The organism is Aeromicrobium sp. Root495 (assembly GCF_001426755.1).
Taxonomy (GTDB): domain Bacteria; phylum Actinomycetota; class Actinomycetes; order Propionibacteriales; family Nocardioidaceae; genus Aeromicrobium.
This window is the reverse complement of the sequence record NZ_LMFJ01000001.1, coordinates 1,826,827-1,846,329: the sequence shown is the minus strand read 5'-3', so window position 1 is coordinate 1,846,329 and position 19,503 is coordinate 1,826,827. Positions and strand designations below refer to the sequence as shown.

Annotated in this window: 22 protein-coding genes; 21 read left to right on the top strand and 1 reads right to left on the bottom strand. The window is 70.4% G+C overall.

Annotated elements, in window-relative coordinates; all coding sequences use genetic code 11:
- Positions 1–67 precede the first annotated feature (67 nt).
- Together prfA and prmC are read left to right on the top strand one after the other, a co-directional pair.
- The gene (prfA, locus tag ASD11_RS09195; RefSeq protein WP_056286176.1) at positions 68–1,132 is read left to right on the top strand and encodes a peptide chain release factor 1; all 1,065 of its coding nucleotides are present in this window, start codon (positions 68–70) and stop codon (positions 1,130–1,132) included.
- Positions 1,129–1,980, top strand: coding sequence for a peptide chain release factor N(5)-glutamine methyltransferase (gene prmC / locus ASD11_RS09190; protein ID WP_235503281.1), 852 nt, complete (start codon positions 1,129–1,131; stop codon positions 1,978–1,980). Before prfA ends, prmC begins: the two co-directional genes overlap by 4 nt.
- Positions 1,981–1,983: 3 nt before the next feature.
- Here prmC and ASD11_RS09185 read toward each other — a convergent pair whose 3' ends face one another.
- Complete coding sequence (locus ASD11_RS09185; protein ID WP_056286174.1) at positions 1,984–2,670, bottom strand: TetR/AcrR family transcriptional regulator; 687 nt, start codon at positions 2,668–2,670, stop codon at positions 1,984–1,986.
- 93 nt (positions 2,671–2,763) lie between these two features.
- Here ASD11_RS09185 and ASD11_RS09180 point away from each other — a divergent pair, with 93 nt between their 5' ends.
- The 19 genes from ASD11_RS09180 (at position 2,764) to ASD11_RS09090 (ending at position 19,502) form a co-directional block, all read left to right on the top strand.
- Positions 2,764–3,585: an MlaE family ABC transporter permease gene (locus ASD11_RS09180; protein WP_056286172.1), complete on the top strand. Its 822-nt coding sequence runs from the start codon at positions 2,764–2,766 to the stop codon at positions 3,583–3,585.
- Complete coding sequence (locus tag ASD11_RS09175) at positions 3,582–4,418, top strand: MlaE family ABC transporter permease (RefSeq protein WP_056286170.1); 837 nt, start codon at positions 3,582–3,584, stop codon at positions 4,416–4,418. Before ASD11_RS09180 ends, ASD11_RS09175 begins: the two co-directional genes overlap by 4 nt.
- A 4-nt stretch (positions 4,419–4,422) precedes the next feature.
- Positions 4,423–5,646 (top strand): MCE family protein, encoded by a 1,224-nt coding sequence (locus tag ASD11_RS09170; RefSeq protein WP_056286167.1) that lies wholly within the window; start codon positions 4,423–4,425, stop codon positions 5,644–5,646.
- The gene (locus tag ASD11_RS09165) at positions 5,643–6,692 is read left to right on the top strand and encodes an MCE family protein (protein ID WP_056286166.1); all 1,050 of its coding nucleotides are present in this window, start codon (positions 5,643–5,645) and stop codon (positions 6,690–6,692) included. Before ASD11_RS09170 ends, ASD11_RS09165 begins: the two co-directional genes overlap by 4 nt.
- Positions 6,689–7,657, top strand: a complete 969-nt coding sequence (locus ASD11_RS09160; protein WP_056286163.1) for an MCE family protein — start codon at positions 6,689–6,691, stop codon at positions 7,655–7,657. Before ASD11_RS09165 ends, ASD11_RS09160 begins: the two co-directional genes overlap by 4 nt.
- Positions 7,658–7,665: 8 nt before the next feature.
- The gene (locus ASD11_RS09155; protein ID WP_056286161.1) at positions 7,666–8,757 is read left to right on the top strand and encodes an MCE family protein; all 1,092 of its coding nucleotides are present in this window, start codon (positions 7,666–7,668) and stop codon (positions 8,755–8,757) included.
- The gene (locus tag ASD11_RS09150; protein WP_056286159.1) at positions 8,754–9,944 is read left to right on the top strand and encodes an MCE family protein; all 1,191 of its coding nucleotides are present in this window, start codon (positions 8,754–8,756) and stop codon (positions 9,942–9,944) included. The genes ASD11_RS09155 and ASD11_RS09150 overlap by 4 nt, the downstream gene beginning before the upstream one ends.
- Positions 9,941–11,029: an MCE family protein gene (locus ASD11_RS09145; protein ID WP_056286158.1), complete on the top strand. Its 1,089-nt coding sequence runs from the start codon at positions 9,941–9,943 to the stop codon at positions 11,027–11,029. The genes ASD11_RS09150 and ASD11_RS09145 overlap by 4 nt, the downstream gene beginning before the upstream one ends.
- Positions 11,026–11,547 (top strand): hypothetical protein, encoded by a 522-nt coding sequence (locus ASD11_RS09140; protein ID WP_056286155.1) that lies wholly within the window; start codon positions 11,026–11,028, stop codon positions 11,545–11,547. The genes ASD11_RS09145 and ASD11_RS09140 overlap by 4 nt, the downstream gene beginning before the upstream one ends.
- Before the next feature lie 6 nt (positions 11,548–11,553).
- Entirely contained in the window at positions 11,554–12,099 is a 546-nt protein-coding gene (locus tag ASD11_RS09135; RefSeq protein ID WP_056286153.1) for a VTT domain-containing protein, read from the top strand.
- Between the two features lie 35 nt (positions 12,100–12,134).
- Entirely contained in the window at positions 12,135–12,800 is a 666-nt protein-coding gene (locus ASD11_RS09130) for an L-threonylcarbamoyladenylate synthase (protein ID WP_056286150.1), read from the top strand.
- Entirely contained in the window at positions 12,793–13,914 is a 1,122-nt protein-coding gene (locus ASD11_RS09125; protein ID WP_056288647.1) for a glycosyltransferase family 4 protein, read from the top strand. The genes ASD11_RS09130 and ASD11_RS09125 overlap by 8 nt, the downstream gene beginning before the upstream one ends.
- Positions 13,914–14,306 carry a hypothetical protein gene (locus ASD11_RS09120; RefSeq protein ID WP_156464654.1) on the top strand — a complete coding sequence of 131 codons (393 nt, stop codon included), beginning with the start codon at positions 13,914–13,916 and terminating at the stop codon, positions 14,304–14,306. The genes ASD11_RS09125 and ASD11_RS09120 overlap by 1 nt, the downstream gene beginning before the upstream one ends.
- Positions 14,307–14,440: 134 nt before the next feature.
- Positions 14,441–15,241 carry a F0F1 ATP synthase subunit A gene (atpB, locus tag ASD11_RS09115; protein ID WP_056286144.1) on the top strand — a complete coding sequence of 267 codons (801 nt, stop codon included), beginning with the start codon at positions 14,441–14,443 and terminating at the stop codon, positions 15,239–15,241.
- A gap of 66 nt (positions 15,242–15,307) precedes the next feature.
- Positions 15,308–15,520, top strand: coding sequence for an ATP synthase F0 subunit C (locus tag ASD11_RS09110; RefSeq protein ID WP_056286140.1), 213 nt, complete (start codon positions 15,308–15,310; stop codon positions 15,518–15,520).
- 21 nt (positions 15,521–15,541) lie between these two features.
- Positions 15,542–16,084 (top strand): F0F1 ATP synthase subunit B, encoded by a 543-nt coding sequence (locus tag ASD11_RS09105; RefSeq protein ID WP_056286138.1) that lies wholly within the window; start codon positions 15,542–15,544, stop codon positions 16,082–16,084.
- The gene (locus tag ASD11_RS09100) at positions 16,084–16,890 is read left to right on the top strand and encodes a F0F1 ATP synthase subunit delta (protein ID WP_056286135.1); all 807 of its coding nucleotides are present in this window, start codon (positions 16,084–16,086) and stop codon (positions 16,888–16,890) included. The genes ASD11_RS09105 and ASD11_RS09100 overlap by 1 nt, the downstream gene beginning before the upstream one ends.
- A gap of 38 nt (positions 16,891–16,928) precedes the next feature.
- Positions 16,929–18,569, top strand: coding sequence for a F0F1 ATP synthase subunit alpha (atpA, locus tag ASD11_RS09095; RefSeq protein WP_056286133.1), 1,641 nt, complete (start codon positions 16,929–16,931; stop codon positions 18,567–18,569).
- 3 nt (positions 18,570–18,572) lie between these two features.
- Positions 18,573–19,502, top strand: coding sequence for a F0F1 ATP synthase subunit gamma (locus ASD11_RS09090; protein WP_056286129.1), 930 nt, complete (start codon positions 18,573–18,575; stop codon positions 19,500–19,502).
- Position 19,503: the final 1 nt, after the last annotated feature.

Genomic DNA, 19,503 nt, shown 5'->3' with positions numbered 1-19,503 from the left:
CGCCCCGTCAGGGGCTGGGTCGGCGTCGTCGTCTCTGCCCGTCCGCACGCGTCCTGGGAGGTGCCCGATGTTCGAGGCCGTCGAGTCGCTCGTCGTCGAGCACGCCGAGCTGGAGCAGCGCATGGCCGACCCGGCCCTGCACGCCGACGCCGCCCAGGCGCGCCGCGTGGGCCGTCGGTACAACGAGCTCAACGCCGTCATCAAGACGTACCGTGACTGGCAGCACGCGCAGGACGACCTCGAGGCGGCCAAGGAGCTGGAGCTCGACGACGAGGTGACCGAGCTCGAGCGCCGCGTCCCCGAGCTCGCCGAGCGCCTCGAGCACCTCCTCGTGCCCCGCGACCCCGCCGACGACAAGGACGTCATCCTCGAGATCAAGGGCGGCGAGGGCGGGGAGGAGTCGGCCCTCTTCGCCGGCGACCTCTACCGCATGTACAGCCGCTTCGCGGAGCAGCACGGCTGGCGCACCGAGATCCTCGACTCCACCGAGTCCGCTCTCGGCGGGTTCAAGTCCGTCACGGTCGGTGTGGCCGCCAAGGGGACCCCCGAGCCCGGGCAGACGCCCTACGCGCTCCTCAAGTTCGAGGGCGGTGTGCACCGTGTGCAGCGCGTGCCCGTCACGGAGTCGCAAGGGCGCATCCACACGTCGGCCGCCGGGGTCCTGGTGCTCCCCGAGGCCGAGGACGTCGACGTCGAGATCCACGACAACGACCTGCGCATCGACGTCTTCCGCTCGTCCGGCCCTGGCGGCCAGAGCGTCAACACCACCGACTCGGCCGTGCGGATCACGCACCTGCCCACCGGCATCGTGGTGAGCTGCCAGAACGAGAAGAGCCAGCTGCAGAACAAGGACCAGGCCATGCGGATCCTCCGATCTCGCCTGCTCGAGGCCGCCCAGGCCGCTGCCGACGCCGAGGCGTCCGACGCCCGCCGCTCGCAGGTCCGCACCATGGACCGCTCCGAGCGCGTCCGCACCTACAACTTCCCGGAGAACCGCATCTCCGACCACCGCACCGGCTTCAAGGCGTACAACCTCGACGCCGTGATGGACGGCGCCCTCGACGACGTCATCAGCTCGCTCGTCCAGGCCGACCTCGCCCATCGCCTCGAGTCGCTCGAGCAGCCCTCGTGACGGGTCGCGTCCGCTCCTTGGCCGAGCGCCTCCTGGAGTCGGCCACGCAGACGCTCACCGAGGCCGGGGTCGCCTCGCCCCGGGTCGACGCCGAGCTGCTGCTCTCGCACGTCACGGGGGTGCCGCGCGCCCTGCTGGTCCAGCGCGCCCGTCCCACGGAGGAGCACCGCACCGCCTACCTCGAGCTCGTCGACGCCCGGGCCCGACGCTTCCCGCTGCAGCACCTCACGGGTCAGGCGGCGTTCCGCTACGTCGACCTCGAGGTGGGCACGGGCGTCTTCGTGCCCCGTCCGGAGACCGAGCTTCTCGCCGGCTGGGCCATCGACGCCGCCCGCGAGAGCGGCCGGGGCGCCGTCGTCCTCGACCTCTGCACGGGATCCGGCGCCATCGCGCTCTCCGTGGTCGATGAGGTCCCGCACGCCAGCGTGCACGCCGTGGAGCTCGACGAGGTCGCGCACGGCTGGGCCGAGCGCAACCTCCTGGGCACGGGCGTCGACCTGCGCCTCGGCGATGCCTTCGAGGCGTTCGCCGACCTCGACGGCACCGTCGACGTCGTGGTGTGCAACCCGCCGTACATCCCGCTCGACGCGTGGGAGAGCGTGGCCGTCGAGGCCCGCGACCACGACCCGGCGCTCGCGCTCTGGTCGGGTGACGACGGTCTCGATGCGATGCGCGCCCTCGAGCGCGCCGCCTGGCGGCTGCTCAAGCCGGGTGGCGTCGTGGGCGCCGAGCACGCCGACGCCCAGGGCGAGTCCGCGCCGGCCGTCTTCGCCGGGCGCTGGCTCGACGTGCGCGACCACCGCGATCTCGCCGACCGCCCGCGGTTCGTCACCGCGCGTCGGCCCTGACGCTCAGGCGGGCGTCGGGCCCGACAGCCCGCTGAGCAGGATGCGCGCGACGAGGTCGGCCAACGTGTCCGCCTGCCAGTCGTGGTCGTCCTGCAGCAGCACCCAGCCGTTGCGCTCGGCGAGCGAGACGGCGTGCTCGGCCACCACGGCCAGCTCCGCCGGTCCGTGGAAGGAGGGCGCCAGCTCGGCCACCTCGAGCAGCACCGCCACCTGGCTCACCACCTGGGCGCGCGCAGCACGGTAGCGGCGCCCCACCACGCTCGGCACGCCGCTCGTGGCGGCCTGCTGGGCGTCGAACACGACCCGCCACGAGAGCGGGTGGAGCGAGACGGCGTCGAAGAAGGACCGGTAGGCGCGGGCGACGTCGCGCCGCGGGTCGTCGGGGTCGACGGACTCCGGCAGGGACCCGAGCGCCGAGCGCAGCAGCCGGCGCTCCTCCCGCTCCAGCAGGGCGAGCAGCACGGCGTCCTTGCTCTCGAAGCACTCGTAGAGCACGGGCTTGCTCACCTGGGCCTGCTCCGCGACGGCGGCCATGGTCACGCCCGCGGCCCCGAGGTCGTTCCACACCTGGAGCGCGGCGTCGAGCACGAGGGGGCGGCGGGCCTCGGGGCCGAGGTGGGCTGCCCGGGGGCGGCCGGTTCCCTCGGCGCCGCCGGCGTGCAGCGGATCGATGCGTGACGTAAGCCACACCTCCTCGTTGACATCGGCAGGGAAGTTTCGTACGTTCGTCCGGATCAGATCCTACCGGGTGGTAGGAATTCTGGCCACGACCCAGGGAGCAGCATGACGACGATCTCGCCGTGGCGCATGGCGTCGTCCGCGCGCTCCAAGGCCGACGAGGCGCTCGACACCTTCGGCGAGATGATCCTCATCGGTGCCGGGTCGCTGCGGTTCGCTGTCACCGACGTGGTCAGAAGTCGCTTCTCCTGGCGCGAGTACATCGAGCAGGCCTGGTTCATGGTGCGCGTCGCCTTCCTGCCCACCGTGCTCGTGGCCATCCCGTTCGGCGTCATCGTGGCCATCCAGGTCGGCGCCGTGGCCCAGCAGATCGGCGCGGTGTCGTTCACCGGGGCCGTCAACGGGATCGGCGTGCTCCGCCAAGGTGCTCCGCTCGTCACGTCGCTGCTCATGGCAGGAGCCGTGGGATCGGCCCTGTGCGCGCAGATGGGTTCCCAGACGGTGCGCGAGGAGGTCGACGCCATGAAGGTCATGGGCCTCAACCCGGTGCAGCGCCTCGTGGCTCCCCGCATGGCCGCAGCCGTCTCGGTGGGCCTCCTGCTCAACGTGGTCGTCGCCGTCACGGCCATGCTCACGGGCTATGCCCTCAACGTCGGGACGGGCAAGGTCAGCTCGGGGGCGTACCTCGGCTCGTTCATCTCCTTCGCGCAGCCCACCGACCTGCTGCTGGCCGAGGCCAAGGCGGCCATCTTCGGCTTCATCGCCACGATCGTCGCCTGCCAGAAGGGGCTGGCTGCGCGAGGCGGTCCGAAGGGTGTGGCCGACGCCGTCAACGCGAGCGTCGTCCTGAGCGTCATCGCGCTGGCCGTCGTCAACGTCGCCATCACCCAGACCTACGTCATGCTCGTGCCGCAGAGGATCGCATGAGCACCGTCAGCCCGGTGACGCGTCTGTCCGAGGCCGTCTCGAACGGTCTGGCGCTCGTCGGCGCGCAGGCCACGTTCGTCCGTCGCGTGGTCACCGGGATCCCTCGCACCCTGCGCGACTACCGCCTCGAGACCTTCCGCATCCTCTCCGACATCAGCTGGGGCACCGGGGCCCTGCTCGTGGGCGGCGGGACCATCGGCGTCATGATCCTGCTGTCCCTCTCGGCCGGCACGTCCCTCGGCATCGAGGGCTTCAACGGCCTCGAGGCCATCGGTCTCTCGCCGCTCACCGGGTTCGTCTCGGCGGTCGTGAACACGCGCGAGCTCGCACCGCTCATCGCCGCACTCGCCCTGGCAGCGCAGGTCGGCTGCCGCTTCACGGCCCAGCTGGGCTCCATGCGGGTCCACGAGGAGGTCGACGCCCTGAGCGTCATGTCGGTCACGCCGCTGCACTACCTCGTCACCACGCGTCTCATCGCCTCCATGCTCGCGATCCTGCCGCTGTACTTGATCGGCCTGGCCGGCTCCTACCTCGCGACGCAGCTCTCCGTCACGTTCATCTTCGGACAGCCCGACGGCACGTACCTGCACTACTTCTCGACCTTCATCTCCCTCGGCGACATCCTGCTGTCCGTCGTCAAGATCCTCGTCTTCGCCGCGGCCGTCACCCTCATCCACTGCTGGTTCGGCTTCACGGCCTCCGGCGGCGCGCAGGGCGTGGGCGAGGCCACGGGGCGGGCGATCCGGGCCAGCATCGTCGTGGTCGTCCTGCTCGACATGGTCATGACGCTGCTCTTCTGGGGTGCCGATCCCGGCGTCAGGATCTCGGGGTGACCACGTGATCGACGCCTCCCTCATCGACCGCGACCTCGCGTCGCGCGGTGTCCTCGTCCGCCGCGGCATCGTGCTGCTCCTCGTGCTCGCGCTTGGTGGCGCCCTGCTCGTGGCCACGGGGCGGGGCGCGTTCTCCGACGACGTCACCGTCCACGCCCAGCTCGACGACGTCGGCGGCGCGCTCGTCCCCGGGTCCGACGTCAAGGTCGACGGCAACGTGGTGGGCCGGGTGGCCCGGATCGGCGCGGCCGACGGCGGAGTCCGGCTCGACCTACGGGTGAAGAGCGACCAGGCCGACGCCATCAGTGGATCGCTGCGCGCCCGGGTCCTGCCCGCCTCCGTCTTCGGCACCACCTACGTCGACCTGGTCCGCACGGGCGCCGACGGCGCGGGCACGCTGCGGGCCGGACAGGTCATCGCCCAGGACACCACGTCCCGGACGGTCGAGCTGCAGGACGCCCTCGACAGCACCGACCGGCTCCTCACCTCCGTCCGGCCGGCCGAGCTCTCCACCACGCTCGGTGCTCTGGCGCAGGCGCTCGACGGACGAGGAGAGCAGCTCGGCTCCACCCTCGAGGCCGTCGACTCCTACCTGGCCCGGCTCCAGCCGCGCCTGCCGCTGGTGCGCGAGGACCTGCGACTCCTGGCGCGCAACCTCGACACCCTCGCCGACGTCGCGCCCGACCTCCTCGACGCCACGAAGGACGCGCTGGTGACCGCCCGCACCATCACGGCGGAACGCCAGCAGCTGACGCGACTCATCGGTGGCAGCGCCGACCTCGTGGGGGAGGCCGGGGCCGCCGCCACCACCCTGCAGGAGCCCTTCGTGAAGGCCGTCGACCAGTCAGCCTTCGTGGTGAACACGATGTTCGAGGAGCGCAAGGGCTTCCCGGCGAGCCTCCTGGCCTTCACGCGGTTCGCGGCCAAGCAGGCCACCACGTTCGACGACGGCTCCTACATGTCCACGAACGTGTTCATCAAGACCGGCGACGACGCGCCGTACACGGCTGCGGACTGCCCCCGCTACGGCTCCGCGGCCGGTCCCAACTGCGGCGCCGGCGCGCCGGCGGGAACCGGAGCCGCCCCGCGCGCCGAGGCGGCCGGGGACGCCGCGCTCGTCGCCGAGCTGCGGAGCGTCCTCGACGACCTCGAGTCAGCGCGCGACGGCGGGTCCAACGGCGTGGGCGAGCTCCTGGCCCGGCCCTTCCTCGAGAAGGGGTCGCGATGAGTCCGGCGTCGTCGAACCGGGGTCTGTCCCGGCAGTACGCGCTGCAGATCACGGCGGTCAAGCTCGTCGCGTTCTCGGTGGCCTGCCTGCTCGTGCTCGTGGTGCTCTACAACACCATGACCAACTCCACCCCGGGTGGACAGACCACGTACCGGGCCGACTTCACCACCGTGGCGGGGCTGCGTGCCGGCGACGACGTCCGCGCCGCAGGCGTGCGCGTGGGGCGCGTCGAGAAGATCGAGCTCGTCGACGACACGCGCGCCCGGGTCACCTTCGTGGTGGGGCAGGCTCAGCCGCTCACGGACACCACCGGCATGGTCGTGCGCTACCAGAACCTCCTGGGTCAGCGGTACCTCGCGCTGACCCCGGGCCGTGAGCGCGGCACCCGTCTGGCCTCGAACTCCCTCGTCCCGGCGTCGCGGACGAGCCCCGGGTTCGACCTCACGGCACTGCTCAACGGCTTCGAGCCGCTGTTCGCCACGCTCAAGCCCGACCAGGTCAACCAGCTCTCCACCTCGTTGGTCAAGGTGCTCCAGGGCGAGGGCGGCACGGTCGAGTCCCTCATGGCCGAGACCGCCGAGCTCACCAGCAGCCTGGCGGGCAAGGACGAGGTGATCGGTGAGGTGCTCGACCACCTGACCCCGGTCCTCACCACGCTCGCCGACCGTGAGGACGACTTCACGGCCACCGTCGGAGAGCTCCGAGCCCTCATGAAGGGACTCGCCGACGAGCGAAAGACGATCGGTGGGTCCATCGACGGCGTCTCGGAGCTGTCCAGGGCGACGGCGGACCTCGTGGAGCAGACGCGGCCCGACGTCGCGCGCACCGTGAAGGCCCTGCGCCGGACCACCGGGATGTTCGCGCGCAACAGCGACCTCCTCACCGCGATGTTCGAGGCCGTGCCGGTGGCCACCGGTGCCTTCGCGCGGCCCATGTCGTACGGCACCTGGCTCAACATGTACATCTGCAACCTCGGCATCGAGGTCGGCTCGCAGCTCATCAACGTCGGCCCCACCAACGGCCCCTACTCGGAGGTGTGCCGATGAAGGTCGTCACCAACCGCCGCGCCGGGCTGCTCGGTCTCGTGGGACTCCTGGCCCTGGGTCTCGTCGTGCTCGTCCTCAGCGTCGCGTCCTTCGGCAAGTCCACCTACACCGCGCAGCTGGAGCACACTGCGGGGCTGCGCGTGGGCGAGGAGGTGCAGATCGCCGGTGTCGGGGTGGGCGAGGTCACCGGCGTGAGGCTCGCGGGCCGTCACGTCGACGTCCGGTTCACGCTCGACTCCGACGTCCGCCTCGGGCGTTCCACCACGGTGGCCGTCAAGGTGGCCACCCTGCTCGGCACGCACTTTCTCGACGTCGCACCGAAGGGCGTGGGCGAGCTGCCCGACGCCACCGTGGTCCTCTCGCGCACGAGCGTCCCGTACAACCTGCAGGACGTGATCGACGGCACGAGCGGCGCGCTCGACGAGCTCGACGAGAAGAAGCTGGCCAGCTCCATGGACGTCGTCGCCGACGTCCTCGGCCAGTCCTCCGACGAGACGCGAGCCGCGGTCAAGGGCGTGGCCCAGCTGTCGCGCGTGGCGGCCCAGCGGTCCGACCAGCTGGCTGCGCTCCTGCGCGCCACGCACGACGTCACGGGGGGCCTGGTCAAGAACCGCGACCGCATCATCGACCTGCTCGGGAGCTCCACCCTCGTGCTCGCCGAGCTCACCCAGCGGCGCGACGCGATCGAGGCCATGCTCACCGACAGCCGCCGGCTCGCGGTCCAGGTCTCGGGCATCCTCCGGGACACCGCCACCGACATCGACCCGCTCATGAAGAACCTCACCACCGCCCTGGACTCGCTCGAGAAGTCCAAGACGGACGTCACCTCGGCGCTCGACGGCCTCTCCACCATGAGCCGCTACGTCGCCAACGCGAGCGGCAACGGACCGTGGCTCGACCTCTTCGTGCCCGTCGCCATCAACGACAACGTGACGTGCACCGTGAAGCCCGGGTGCGCCCGATGAGCCGGCGCGTGACGGTGGGACGCCGACTGGCCGTGGCCCTCGCCGCTGCCATCGCCGTGGCCTCCGGCGTCGCGGGGTGCGGCGTCGGGCCCCTCGCGGGAGGGGACGCCCGCACCCTGACGGTCGAGCTCAAGGACGCTGCCGGGCTCTTCGAGGGCAACGACGTCGGGGTGCTCGGCGTCCGCGTGGGGGAGGTCACCGACATCACGCCGTCCGGCAACCACGTGCGGGTCAGCCTGCGCGTCGACGACCCCGACGTGAAGCTTCCCGCCGACGTCGGCGCCGCCGTGGTCTCGCGGTCCGTCGCCACCGACCGCTACGTCGAGCTGACCCCCGTGTACGACGGTGGTGAGCAGCTCGCCGACGGCGCCGTCCTCCCGCTGGAGAAGACCGCGACCCCCGTCGAGTTCGACGGGCTGCTCGCGTCGCTGCGCCAGGTCTCGGACGCCCTCGCCGGCTCGGCCGACGCGGGAGGCAAGCGGGGCGAGGGTCCGCTCGGCCGTCTCCTCGCGGCCACAGCCAGGACGCTCGACGGCAACGGCGCGTCGATGCGCGACGGTCTCTCGGACCTGGCCACGGTGCTGGGCACCGTGGACGACAACCTGGGCGAGGTGGAGGGCACCGTCGACGACCTCGACACGCTCACCACGACGCTCGCGGAGCACGACGCCCTCGTCCGACGCTTCACCCAGCAGGTGGCGTCGGCCACGACGATGCTCGACGACCAGAAGGAGGCGGTGGGAGCCACGTTCGACGCGCTCGCCGCCATGGTGAAGGAGGTGGCCGCCTTCGTGAGCAAGCACCAGGGCCGGGTCGACGGCCAGCTGAAGGACTTCGTGTCGCTCGCCACCGAGCTCAACGACCACCAGCAGCAGCTCGAGGGGCTGCTCGACCACGGACCGCTCATGCTGCAGAACCTCGTGCGGGCGATCGACGAGAACGACCGTCTGGCGTTCCGCACGCGGCCCATCTCGCTCGTCCCCGGCAAGGAGGCCGCCCTGCAGCTGTGCGAGGCGGTCAAGGTGGAGGCGTGCGCCGACCTGGCCGACCTGCCGGTGTGGGACCTGCTGAGCACCCTGGCGGGAGTGAGGGACCAGTGAGGCGCTCGAGGCTGACCGTCGCGGTCCTGGTGTCGACCGCCGCCCTCGCCGTCGGGTCGCTGGCCGGGTGCTCCACGTCCGCGCAGGACCTGCCCCTGCCCGGCAGCCGTGTGCAGGGCGACGCGTACCGCCTCACCGCCGAGTTCACCGACGCCCTCAACCTCGCCGACGGCGCCGCGGTCAAGATGAACGGCGTGCCGATCGGACGCGTCCGGTCGATCACGGTGAAGGACTTCACGGCTCGCGTGCAGATGGACATCGAGCGCGCCCGGAGGCTGCCGGTCGGGTCCACGGCGCGGCTGCGCTCCACCACCCCGCTCGGCGAGCTCTTCGTCCAGGTCGATGCGCCCGACGAGAGCTCGACCACGTCGGCCGCCCTGTCCGACGGCGACGTGCTGGGTCGGGACCGGACGAGTGTGGCCCCGACGATCGAGGACACCATGTCGGCGGCCTCGATGCTCGTCAACGGCGGAGGACTCGGCCAGATCGAGACGATCGTCGAGGAGGCCAACGCCGTGCTGGGCGGTCGTGAGGGCACGGCCCGCGACGCGCTGCGCCGCCTCGCGGCCACGGCGAAGTCGCTCAACGACAGCGACGACGACATCTCGGCGGCGCTCGACGCGCTGGCCCGGGTCTCCAAGGTCCTCGACCGACGCAAGGACGTCGTGGTCGCCGCGCTGCGCGACGTCCGTCCCGCGGCCAAGGTCCTGCGGGAGAACACCGACGAGCTCGCTGCACTGCTGAAGGGCATCGACTCCCTCGGCACGACGGTCGTCGACGTCGTCGAGCGCAGCGGCGACGACCTGCGATCGATGCTGTCCCAGACCGGACCCATCTTCGAGGAGCTCAACACGGTCGAGAAGGAGCTGCGCCCGGGTCTCCAGACCGTGATCGGCTTCGCCAAGCTCATCGACGAGGCCGTTCCCGCGGAGTACCTCAACACGTACCTGTACTTCCAGACCGAGGTGTCGATCGGCGTGCCCAACCTTCCGCTCCTCGGCGATCCCGGCCTGCCACGGATCGACACTCCCGACCTCACGCCCGACGCCCCGGGCGACGACGGCGGCGGGCTGACCGGGCTGCCCTCGCTCGATCTGCCCGATCTCACCGGCGGTGCCGAGGACCCTGACGGCCAGGGCACGGGTCTCGACCTCGGGCTCGGCGGACTGCTCGGAGGAGGACGATGAGCCGACCTCTGCCGCTGCGCCACCGCACGGGAGCCTTCGCGCTCATCGCCGTGCTCGTGCTCATCTCGGTCCACCTGTACACCTCGGTCCTCGGCGGCTCCGTCGGCAGCCGGCCCCACCAGGTGACGGTGCAGATGAAGCAGACCGGCGGCCTCTTCGCGGGGTCCAACGTCACGTACCGGGGGGTCAAGATCGGTCGGGTCGAGCGCATCGACCAGGTCGCCGACGGTGTGGAGGCCCGGCTGAGCATCGAGCCGTCCACGGACGTGCCGGCCTCCGCGGCAGCGGTGGTGCGGACCCTGTCACCGGCCGGGGAGCAGTTCCTGGACCTCCAGCCGTCGACGCAGAAGGGTCCCTTCCTCGGTGACGGCTCCACCATCACCCGGGCGCGGACGTCCTCGCCCACCACGGTCGCAGAGACCGTCCGCTCCGTGGACAGGCTCATGTCCGACATCGACGACGACGACCTGCGCACCACGTTGCGCGAGCTCCGCACGACGTTCGAGGACCCCGACGACCTGGCGACCGTCATCACCTCGGCGTCGTCCATCGTGGAGTCGCTCGACCGCATGTGGCCCCAGACCGAGCGGCTGCTCACCAACGGCCGCACGGTGCTCAGGACGGGGGTCGAGGTGGGTGACGACCTGCGGACCTTCACGACGTCGGCCAAGAGCCTCACCGCCTGGCTCAAGGACTACGACCCTCGGCTCGAGCAGCACGTGGACGCCCTGCCGAGCCAGGTCGACGAGCTGCGCTCCTTCACGGCGCTCGTCGCCCGCGACCTGCCGCCGGTGCTGGCGCAGATGATCCGGTTCACCGACATCGTGACTCCTCGCGACGCGGCGTTCCGCGAGTTCCTGCGGGTCTTCCCGCTCGGCTTCAACCGCTTCTCCGAGGCCGTCAAGGACGGCCGTCTCCAGACGTCGATGCTCATCTCCAACGGCGACGTGTGCAGCTACGGGGCGGGCTCGCCCCTTCCCACCGACCCCGAGCGCTCACCGCTCGTCGACGGGCGGGGCTGCCCGGCCTCGTTCGACGGCCAGCAGCGAGGCTCCGTCAACGCGCCGCTCCCGGAGCCACGATGAGCGCGCCCGAGGTCCGGCCCGCGCAGCTGCGCCTCCAGCGGGACCCGCGGCGTCGTCTCGTGCAGGTGCTCGCCGTGCTGCTCGGGATCGCGCTGCTTCTGGTCGCCGTGCTCACGTGGCGTCTCGTGGGCACCGGGGGACAGGAGGCGGCCGAGCGGGAGGCGTCCAAGGTCGCGCGCCAGCGGGCCGTCCAGATCACCACCTACACCCCCAGCACCTACGAGCGCGACGTCGCCTGGGCGGAGGCCGGGGCGACGCCGGCGTTCGCCGAGGAGTACGCCCGGGCCAACGCGCCGTTGAAGAAGGTCGTCACGAAGGTCAAGGCCAGCGCCCAGGGCGACGTGGTGGCCGCGTCGGCCTCGGCCCGCGACGACGACCACGTGACGGTCCTGCTCTTCGTCGACCAGACGGTCACGCAGGGAGCCACCGGCAAGCAGATGAAGCAGGACAGCCGCGTGGAGATGGACATGGTCCGGCGCGACGGGCGCTGGCTCGTGGACGACGTGAACCTGCGGTGACCCCCCGTGGCCGACGTCACGGTCCTGATGGCGGGTGCCCGCGAGAGCGTGGATAGTGTGACGGCCATGGGTGGAGACATCGCGCTGCTGGGCGCGTCCTTCGCCTTCGGCGTCGGGTCGGCACTCCTGCCGATCTTCCTCAACGCCGAGGTCTACGTCGTCGGCATGGCGGCCACCGTCCCCACGGACCTCCTGATCCTCTCGATCCTCGCGCTCACGATCGGCACGTCGATCGGCAAGGCCATCGTGTTCGAGCTCGTGCGGCGCGGGTCGCGGCGCGTGAGCAGCAAGGTCGACCGGCGCGAGCCGCGGACCCGCTTCGGCGCCTGGGTCCGTAAGGTCGGCGACCAGCTCCTCGGGCTGCTCGACCGTCCGTACCTGGGGGCAGCGACGGTCTTCGCGTCGTCGCTCCTGAGCGTGCCACCGCTCGCGGTCGTGACGGTCCTGGCCGCGTTGTCCAAGCAGCCGCACTGGCTCTTCCAGCTCATGGTGTTCCTCGGTCGCACGATCCAGTTCCTCGCGATCGCGTTCGTGATCCACAAGGTCTGGTAGCCCGGGCCACGGAGGGAGGCGGCTACGCTGACCCGGTGAGATTCGACTGCTCCGACGACGCCCAGCTCCAGGCCGGGCTCGACGCCGCTCAGGAGGCTCTCGCCGACGGCAGGCTCGCCGTGGTGCCCACCGACACCGTCTACGGGCTCGCGGCCGACGCCTTCTCGCCCGAGGCGGTCCAGCGTCTCCTCGACGCGAAGGGCCGGACCCGCCAGATGCCGCCGCCTGTCCTCATCGGAGCGGCCGGGACGCTCGACGCCCTCCTCGAGGAGGTCCCGTCGTGGCTGCGCGCCCTCACCGAGGAGCTCTGGCCCGGGCCACTCACGGTGCTGGCGCGTCAACAGCCGTCCCTCGTGTGGGACCTCGGCGAGACCCACCAGACCGTGGCAGTGCGCATGCCCGACGACGCCCGGACGCTCGCGCTCCTGCGCCAGAGCGGTCCGCTCGCGGTGAGCAGCGCCAACCGCACGGGTGAGCCGGCGGCCACCACGGTCGACGACGCGGAGCGCATGCTCGGCGAGTCGGTCGCGGTGTACCTCGACGGCGGACCCAGCCTCGGGGGAGTGGCCTCCACGATCCTCGACGTCACCGGTGCCGTGCCGCGCGTCCTGCGCGCCGGTCCGGTCGACCTGGCCACGCTCCACCGCTTCAACAACACCGTCGAGCCCGTCCCGGGTGACGGAGGCACGCCCGGTGCGTGAGTACCTGGTGGTCTTCGGCGTGGCGCTGGGCGTCACGTACCTCCTCGCGTCCATCGCGCGCATGCTCGCGTCCCGCTTCGGCGCGGTCGCCCGCGTGCGCGACCGCGACGTCCACTCCATCCCCACGCCGTACTTCGGCGGGCCGGCCATGCTGGGTGGCCTCGTGTCGGCCTACCTCGTGGCGACCCACCTGCCCTTCCTGTCCCAGGCGGAGGACGCCGTGTTCGGCGACGCCCGGGCCGTCATCGTGGGCGGCGCCGTCATCTGCCTCGTGGGGGTGGTCGACGACCTCTTCGAGCTCGACGCGCTCAGCAAGTTCGCCGGGCAGGTCCTCGCCGGTCTCGTGGTCGTCGCCATGGGCCTGCAGTTCCTCTACCTCCCGCTCTACAACAACTTCCTGGGGCTCGACGACGCGCAGGCGATCATCCTGACCGTCCTGCTCATCGTCGGCACCGCCAACGCGGTCAACTTCGTCGACGGTCTCGACGGTCTGGCCGCCGGCATGGTGGCCATCGGCGCCGTCGCGTTCTTCTCGTTCGCCTTCGTGCTCGCGGTCGTGAACGGCGAGGCGCGCGCGGTCGGTGCCGCCCTGGTCACCGCCGCGCTGGCCGGCGCCTGCATCGGGATCCTGCCGCACAACTTCTTCCCGGCGCGGATGTTCATCGGCGACTCGGGCTCCATGCTCATCGGCTGCGTCCTGGCGTGCTCGTCCATCAGCCTCACCGGCCAGTTCCCCGCCACCACGATCTCCGAAGGGGTGGGCGGCTCGTCGGTGAGCTTCCTGCCTGCGCTCCTGCCCCTCTTCCTGCCGTTCGCCATCCTGATGGTCCCCTTCGTGGACCTGGGCCTCGCCGTGGTGCGCCGCACGCGCGCCGGACGCTCGCCGTTCAGCCCCGACAAGATGCACATCCACCACCGGCTCCTCGAGATCGGTCACTCGCACCGCCGCGCGGTGCTGCTCATGTACGCCACGGCCGGTCTCGTGGCCTTCGGCAGCGTCGTGGTGAGCCTGTTCAGCGGATGGCAGTCCTTCGCCGGGTTCGCCGTCCTCGCAGCCCTCACGGTGGCCGCCGTGTTCGTGCTGCCCCGACTCGAGAAGAAGGTGTGGAGCTGATGCGGATCGCGTTGCTCGGTGCTGCTGCCGTGACCGCCGTGGGCGCCGTGCTCGGCGCCCTCCTCGAGGGCCGCGACGGACTCCTCGGTGCCCTCGTGGGAGGGGTCGTGGTCGTCGCGTTCCTCGGGTCCACGCCGCTGCTCCTGACCCCTGCCGTCGAGGCCAGCACCATGCTGTCCCCGGCCTCCGCGCTGGGGTTCTTCTTCCTCAAGGCGGTGGCGGTCGTGGGGCTGCTCGTGGTGCTCTTCGATGTCGGGGGAGCGGCCGGTCAGGTGGACCGCAGGACCCTCGGACTGACCGCCATCGCGGTGTCCCTGGTGTGGACCGCCGCGCAGGTGGTTGCCTTCCGCAAGGACCGCACACCGATCTATGACCTGGGTAACAAGCCATGAGCCGTGCCTGATAATCTCGTCGCGAACGGCAGGGAGGCTCCCACCGCCCCTCCGCTCGCAGAACGATGACGCTGGCCGTACGCCCGGATCGCGACTCAAGGTCGCGCGACCGCGCCATAACCCGAAGGTGACACGTGACACTCGCCTCCACGCTCGCAGCCGCCTCCGGCCCGCCGGAGCCGGGACCCGGCAGCTTCCTCCTGCCGCCGGCGTTCTCGATCGGTGGCTGGGAGGTCAACAAGCCCGAGATCTTCCTGACGCTCTCCGCGGTCATCGCCTTCGGCCTCGTGTACGCCATGGCTCGCAAGTCGGCCGTCGTCCCGAGTCGTCTGCAGTTCGCCGGTGAGCTCGTCTACGACTTCGTCCGCAACGGCATCGCGCGCGACAACATCGGGAGCAAGGACTACGCCAAGTACGTCCCGTACCTCTTCTCGGTCTTCCTCTTCGTCCTCATCAACAACTTCTACGGTGTCTTCCCCGGGATCCAGTTCCCCTCGATGTCCAAGTTCGCCTTCCCGGTGGCTCTCGCCCTGGTGACGTGGCTGATCTACAACATCGCGGGCATCGCCCAGCACGGCGTGTTCGGCTACCTCAAGCACCAGACCGTGCCGGCCGGCGCCAAGGGCCCCATCCTCATCGCCCTGGTCCCGCTGGAGTTCCTCTCCAACATCATCGTGCGCCCCTTCACGCTGGCGCTGCGACTCTTCGCCACGATGTTCGCCGGGCACCTCCTCATCCTGCTCTTCTCGCTCGGTGCCGCGTACCTCGTCACCGACTACGCGAACTCCGCCGTCGGGATCCCGGCCGGGATCCTCTCCTTCGTGATCGGGATCGGCGTGAGCTTCCTCGACATGCTGATCATGTTCCTCCAGGCGTACGTCTTCACGCTGCTGACCGCGATGTACATCGGCACCGCGATCTCCGACGAGCACTGATCCCTCACCTCCACCTCAGCTCCCGCTAATGACGCAGTCGCGTCACCAGGAAAGGAAAGAACCGTCATGGAAGGTTCCATCGCAACTGTTGGACTCGGACTGGCAGCGATCGGCCCGGCCATCGCCGTCGGCCTCATCTTCGCCGCCTACGTCACGGGCGTCGCCCGTCAGCCCGAGGCCCAGAGCCGCCTCCAGGGCATCGCGATCTTCGGCTTCGTCCTCGCCGAGCAGTTCTTCATCATCTCCCTCGCCCTGGCATTCGTCTTCGGCTACAACTGATCGACTCGAAGGAGTTAAGCGATGAGCGCGTTGCTACTCGCAGCAGCAGCCGAGGAGGAGGAGCACAACCCCCTCATCCCGGAGTGGCCAGAGATCGTCCTGGCCCTCGTGGTGCTGGGCATCCTGTTCCTCCTGGTGCGCAAGTTCGTCGTCCCTGCCTTCGAGAAGGCCTACGCCGAGCGGACCGCTGCCATCGAAGGTGGCATCGAGGACGCTCAGCAGGCTCAGAAGGAAGCACAGGCGGCGCTGGAGAAGTACACGGCGCAGCTCGCGGAGGCCCGCCACGAGGCGGCGCAGATCCGCGAGGAGGCCAAGGAGCAGGGCGCGCAGATCATCGTCGAGCTCCGGGCCCAGGCCCAGGCCGAGGCCGAGCGCATCACCTCCACCGCGCACGCGCAGGTGGAGGCCGAGCGCTCGCAGGTGCTCGCCCAGCTGAAGTCCGAGGTCGGAAGCCTGGCGACCGACCTCGCCGGACGCATCGTGGGTGAGTCCCTCGAGGACGAGGCGCGTCAGAAGCGCACCGTCGAGCGGTTCATCGCCGAGCTCGAGGGGTCGGCCAACTGATGTCGAGCCAGCTCCGAGGCATCTCCGCCCGTTCGCTCGAGGACGTCCTGTCGGCGGTCTCCGCCGCACAGGGCGACTCCGCCGAGACCGGGCGGGGCCTCTTCGGCGTCGTCTCCATCCTCGACTCCGCCCCGGCCCTGCGCCGGGTCCTCACCGATCCGTCCACCGAGTCCGACGCCAAGGTCAAGCTCGCCGAGTCCGTCTTCGGTGGCAAGGTCTCGGCCGGTGCGCTCGAGGTCGTCAAGGCGGCCGTCGCCGGTCGCTGGGCGGCCGGGCGCGACCTGCCCGACGGCATCGAGACCGCCGGCGTGGTCGCGTTCGTCAAGGCCGCGGGGAAGGGTGCCGACGACGTCGAGACCCAGCTCTTCGAGGCCGGCGAGATCGTCGCCTCGGACCCCGAGCTCCGGGCGGTCGTGAGCGACCGTTCCATCCCCACCGAGCCCAAGGTCACGCTGCTCGGACGCATCTTCGAGGGCAAGCTCTCCGCGGAGACGCTCGCCCTCGTGCAGCAGGCCGCGTCGGCCCGGCTCGGCTCGTTCGAGCGTGTGCTGGCCTCGTTCGGCCAGGTCGTGGCGGAGCAGGGACAGCGCTCCGTCGCCGTCGCCCGTGTCGCCTACGAGCTGGGTGACGACGAGAAGACGCGTCTCGCCGCGGCGCTCAAGGCCAAGTACGGCCGCGACGTCCACCTCAACATCATCGTCGACCCCGAGGTCGTCGGAGGCATCGCTGTCTCCGTCGGAGCCGAGGTCGTCGACGGCACCATGTCCAGTCGCCTCGAAGCAGCCCGCCGGCAGCTCGCAGGCTGAAGCATCACGACCATCCCGTAGAGAAGGCAGGCACCCACATGACGGAACTCTCCATCCGTCCGGACGACATCCGCGACGCGCTGCAGCAGTTCGTCGCCGACTACTCGCCCTCCGCGAGCAAGACCGAGGAGGTCGGTCACGTCACCGACGCCTCCGACGGCATCGCGCACGTCGAGGGTCTGCCCTCGGCGATGGCCAACGAGCTCCTCGAGTTCGAGGACGGCACGCTCGGCCTCGCGCTGAACCTCGACGTCCGCGAGATCGGCGTCGTCATCCTCGGTGACTTCGCCGGCATCGAGGAGGGCCAGACCGTCCGTCGCACGGGCGAGGTTCTCTCGGTCCCCGTCGGCGACGGCTACCTCGGCCGCGTCGTCGACCCGCTCGGCAAGCCCATCGACGGGCTCGGCGACCTCGAGACCGACGGCCGTCGTGCCCTCGAGCTCCAGGCCCCCAACGTCATGGAGCGCAAGTCGGTCCACGAGCCGCTCATGACCGGCATCAAGGCCATCGACTCGCTCACGCCCATCGGCCGCGGCCAGCGTCAGCTCATCATCGGTGACCGCCAGACCGGCAAGACGGCCATCGCGATCGACACGATCATCAACCAGAAGGAGTTCTGGGAGACGGGTGACCCGACCAAGCAGGTGCGCTGCATCTACGTCGGCATCGGTCAGAAGGGCTCCACGATCGCCTCGGTGCGCGGCGCCCTCGAGGAGGCCGGCGCGCTCGAGTACACGACGATCGTCGCGGCTCCTGCCTCCGACTCCGCCGGCTACAAGTACCTGGCCCCGTACACGGGCTCGGCCATCGGTCAGCACTGGATGTACCAGGGCAAGCACGTCCTGGTGATCTTCGACGACCTCTCCAAGCAGGCCGAGGCGTACCGCGCCGTGTCGCTGCTGCTGCGCCGTCCGCCGGGCCGCGAGGCCTACCCGGGCGACGTCTTCTACCTCCACTCGCGTCTGCTCGAGCGCTGCGCCAAGCTCAGCGACGAGCTGGGTGCGGGCTCCATGACCGGTCTGCCGATCATCGAGACCAAGGCCAACGACGTGTCGGCCTACATCCCGACCAACGTCATCTCCATCACCGACGGCCAGATCTTCCTGCAGTCCGACCTCTTCAACGCCAACCAGCGCCCCGCGGTCGACGTCGGCATCTCGGTCTCGCGCGTCGGTGGCGCCGCCATGACCAAGGCCATGAAGGCCGTCACCGGCTCGCTCAAGGTCGAGCTGGCGCAGTACCGCGCCATGGAGGCGTTCGCCATGTTCGCCTCCGACCTCGACGCTGCCTCCAAGGCCCAGCTCGCCCGTGGCCAGCGCATCATGGAGCTCTTCAAGCAGGGCCAGTACCGGCCCTTCTCGATGGAGCTGCAGGTCGTGTCGCTCTGGGCGGCCAAGGAGGGCAAGCTCGACACCGTGCCGGTGCAGGACGTCAGCCGGTTCGAGTCCGAGTTCATCGACTACGTCAAGCGCTCCCACGGCGGTGTCCTGGACGCCATCCGTGAGTCGGGCAAGTTCGACGACGACAGCGCCCAGGCGCTCGAGTCGGCGTACGAGTCCTTCACGGACCAGTTCGAGACCAGCGAGGGCGGCAGCATCAAGGCCGGCCACGAGGAGCACGAGGCCCTGGACGACGCCGACGTCGACCAGGAGCAGATCGTCAAGCAGAAGCGGTCCTGATCCATGGCCGCTTCGGTACGCGAGCTCCGCGCCAAGATCAGGTCGACTCAGGCGACCAAGAAGATCACGCGCGCCATGGAGCTGATCGCTGCCTCGCGCATCATCAAGGCCCAGCAGCACGCCGCTGCTGCTGCGCCTTACGCGCGCGAGCTGACGCGCGCCGTCTCGGCGGTGGCCACGTTCTCCAACGTGGAGCACCCGCTCACGACGGAGAAGGAGAACCCCAAGAAGGCTGCGGTGCTCGTCATCACGGGCGACCGCGGCCTGGCCGGGGCCTACTCCTCCAGCGTGCTCAAGGAGGCGGAGCGTCTCGGTGAGAAGCTCCGCGCCGAGGGCAAGGAGGTCGACTACTACCTCGCCGGCCGCAAGGCCGAGGGGTACTTCAACTTCCGTGGCCGTGAGTTCATCACGTCGTGGACGGGCTTCTCGGACAAGCCGCAGTACTCCGACGCACGGACGATCGGCGAGACCCTCACCAAGACGTTCGCCTCGCAGGAGTCCGACGAGGACGCCATCGACCCGGCCCTGGCCGCGGACGAGCTGCACGTGGTGTTCACGCAGTTCCGCTCGATGCTGACGCAGGAGCCCGACGTCATCCGTCTGCTCCCGCTCGAGGTCGTCGAGGGCACGGAGGCGCCGTCCAGCGACGACCTCCTGCCGCTGTACGAGTTCGAGCCGTCGGCGCACGAGGTGCTCGACGCGCTGCTGCCCAAGTACGTCAACAGCCGGATCTACTTCTGCCTCCTGCAGGCGGCCGCCTCCGAGCTGGCCGCACGTCAGAAGGCCATGAAGTCCGCGACGGACAACGCGCAGGACCTCATCGAGAAGTACACCCGCATCGCCAACCAGGCCCGCCAGGCCGGCATCACCCAAGAGATCAGCGAAATCGTCGGTGGCGCGAACGCGCTCGCCGACTCCTCTGCGAAGGATTGAG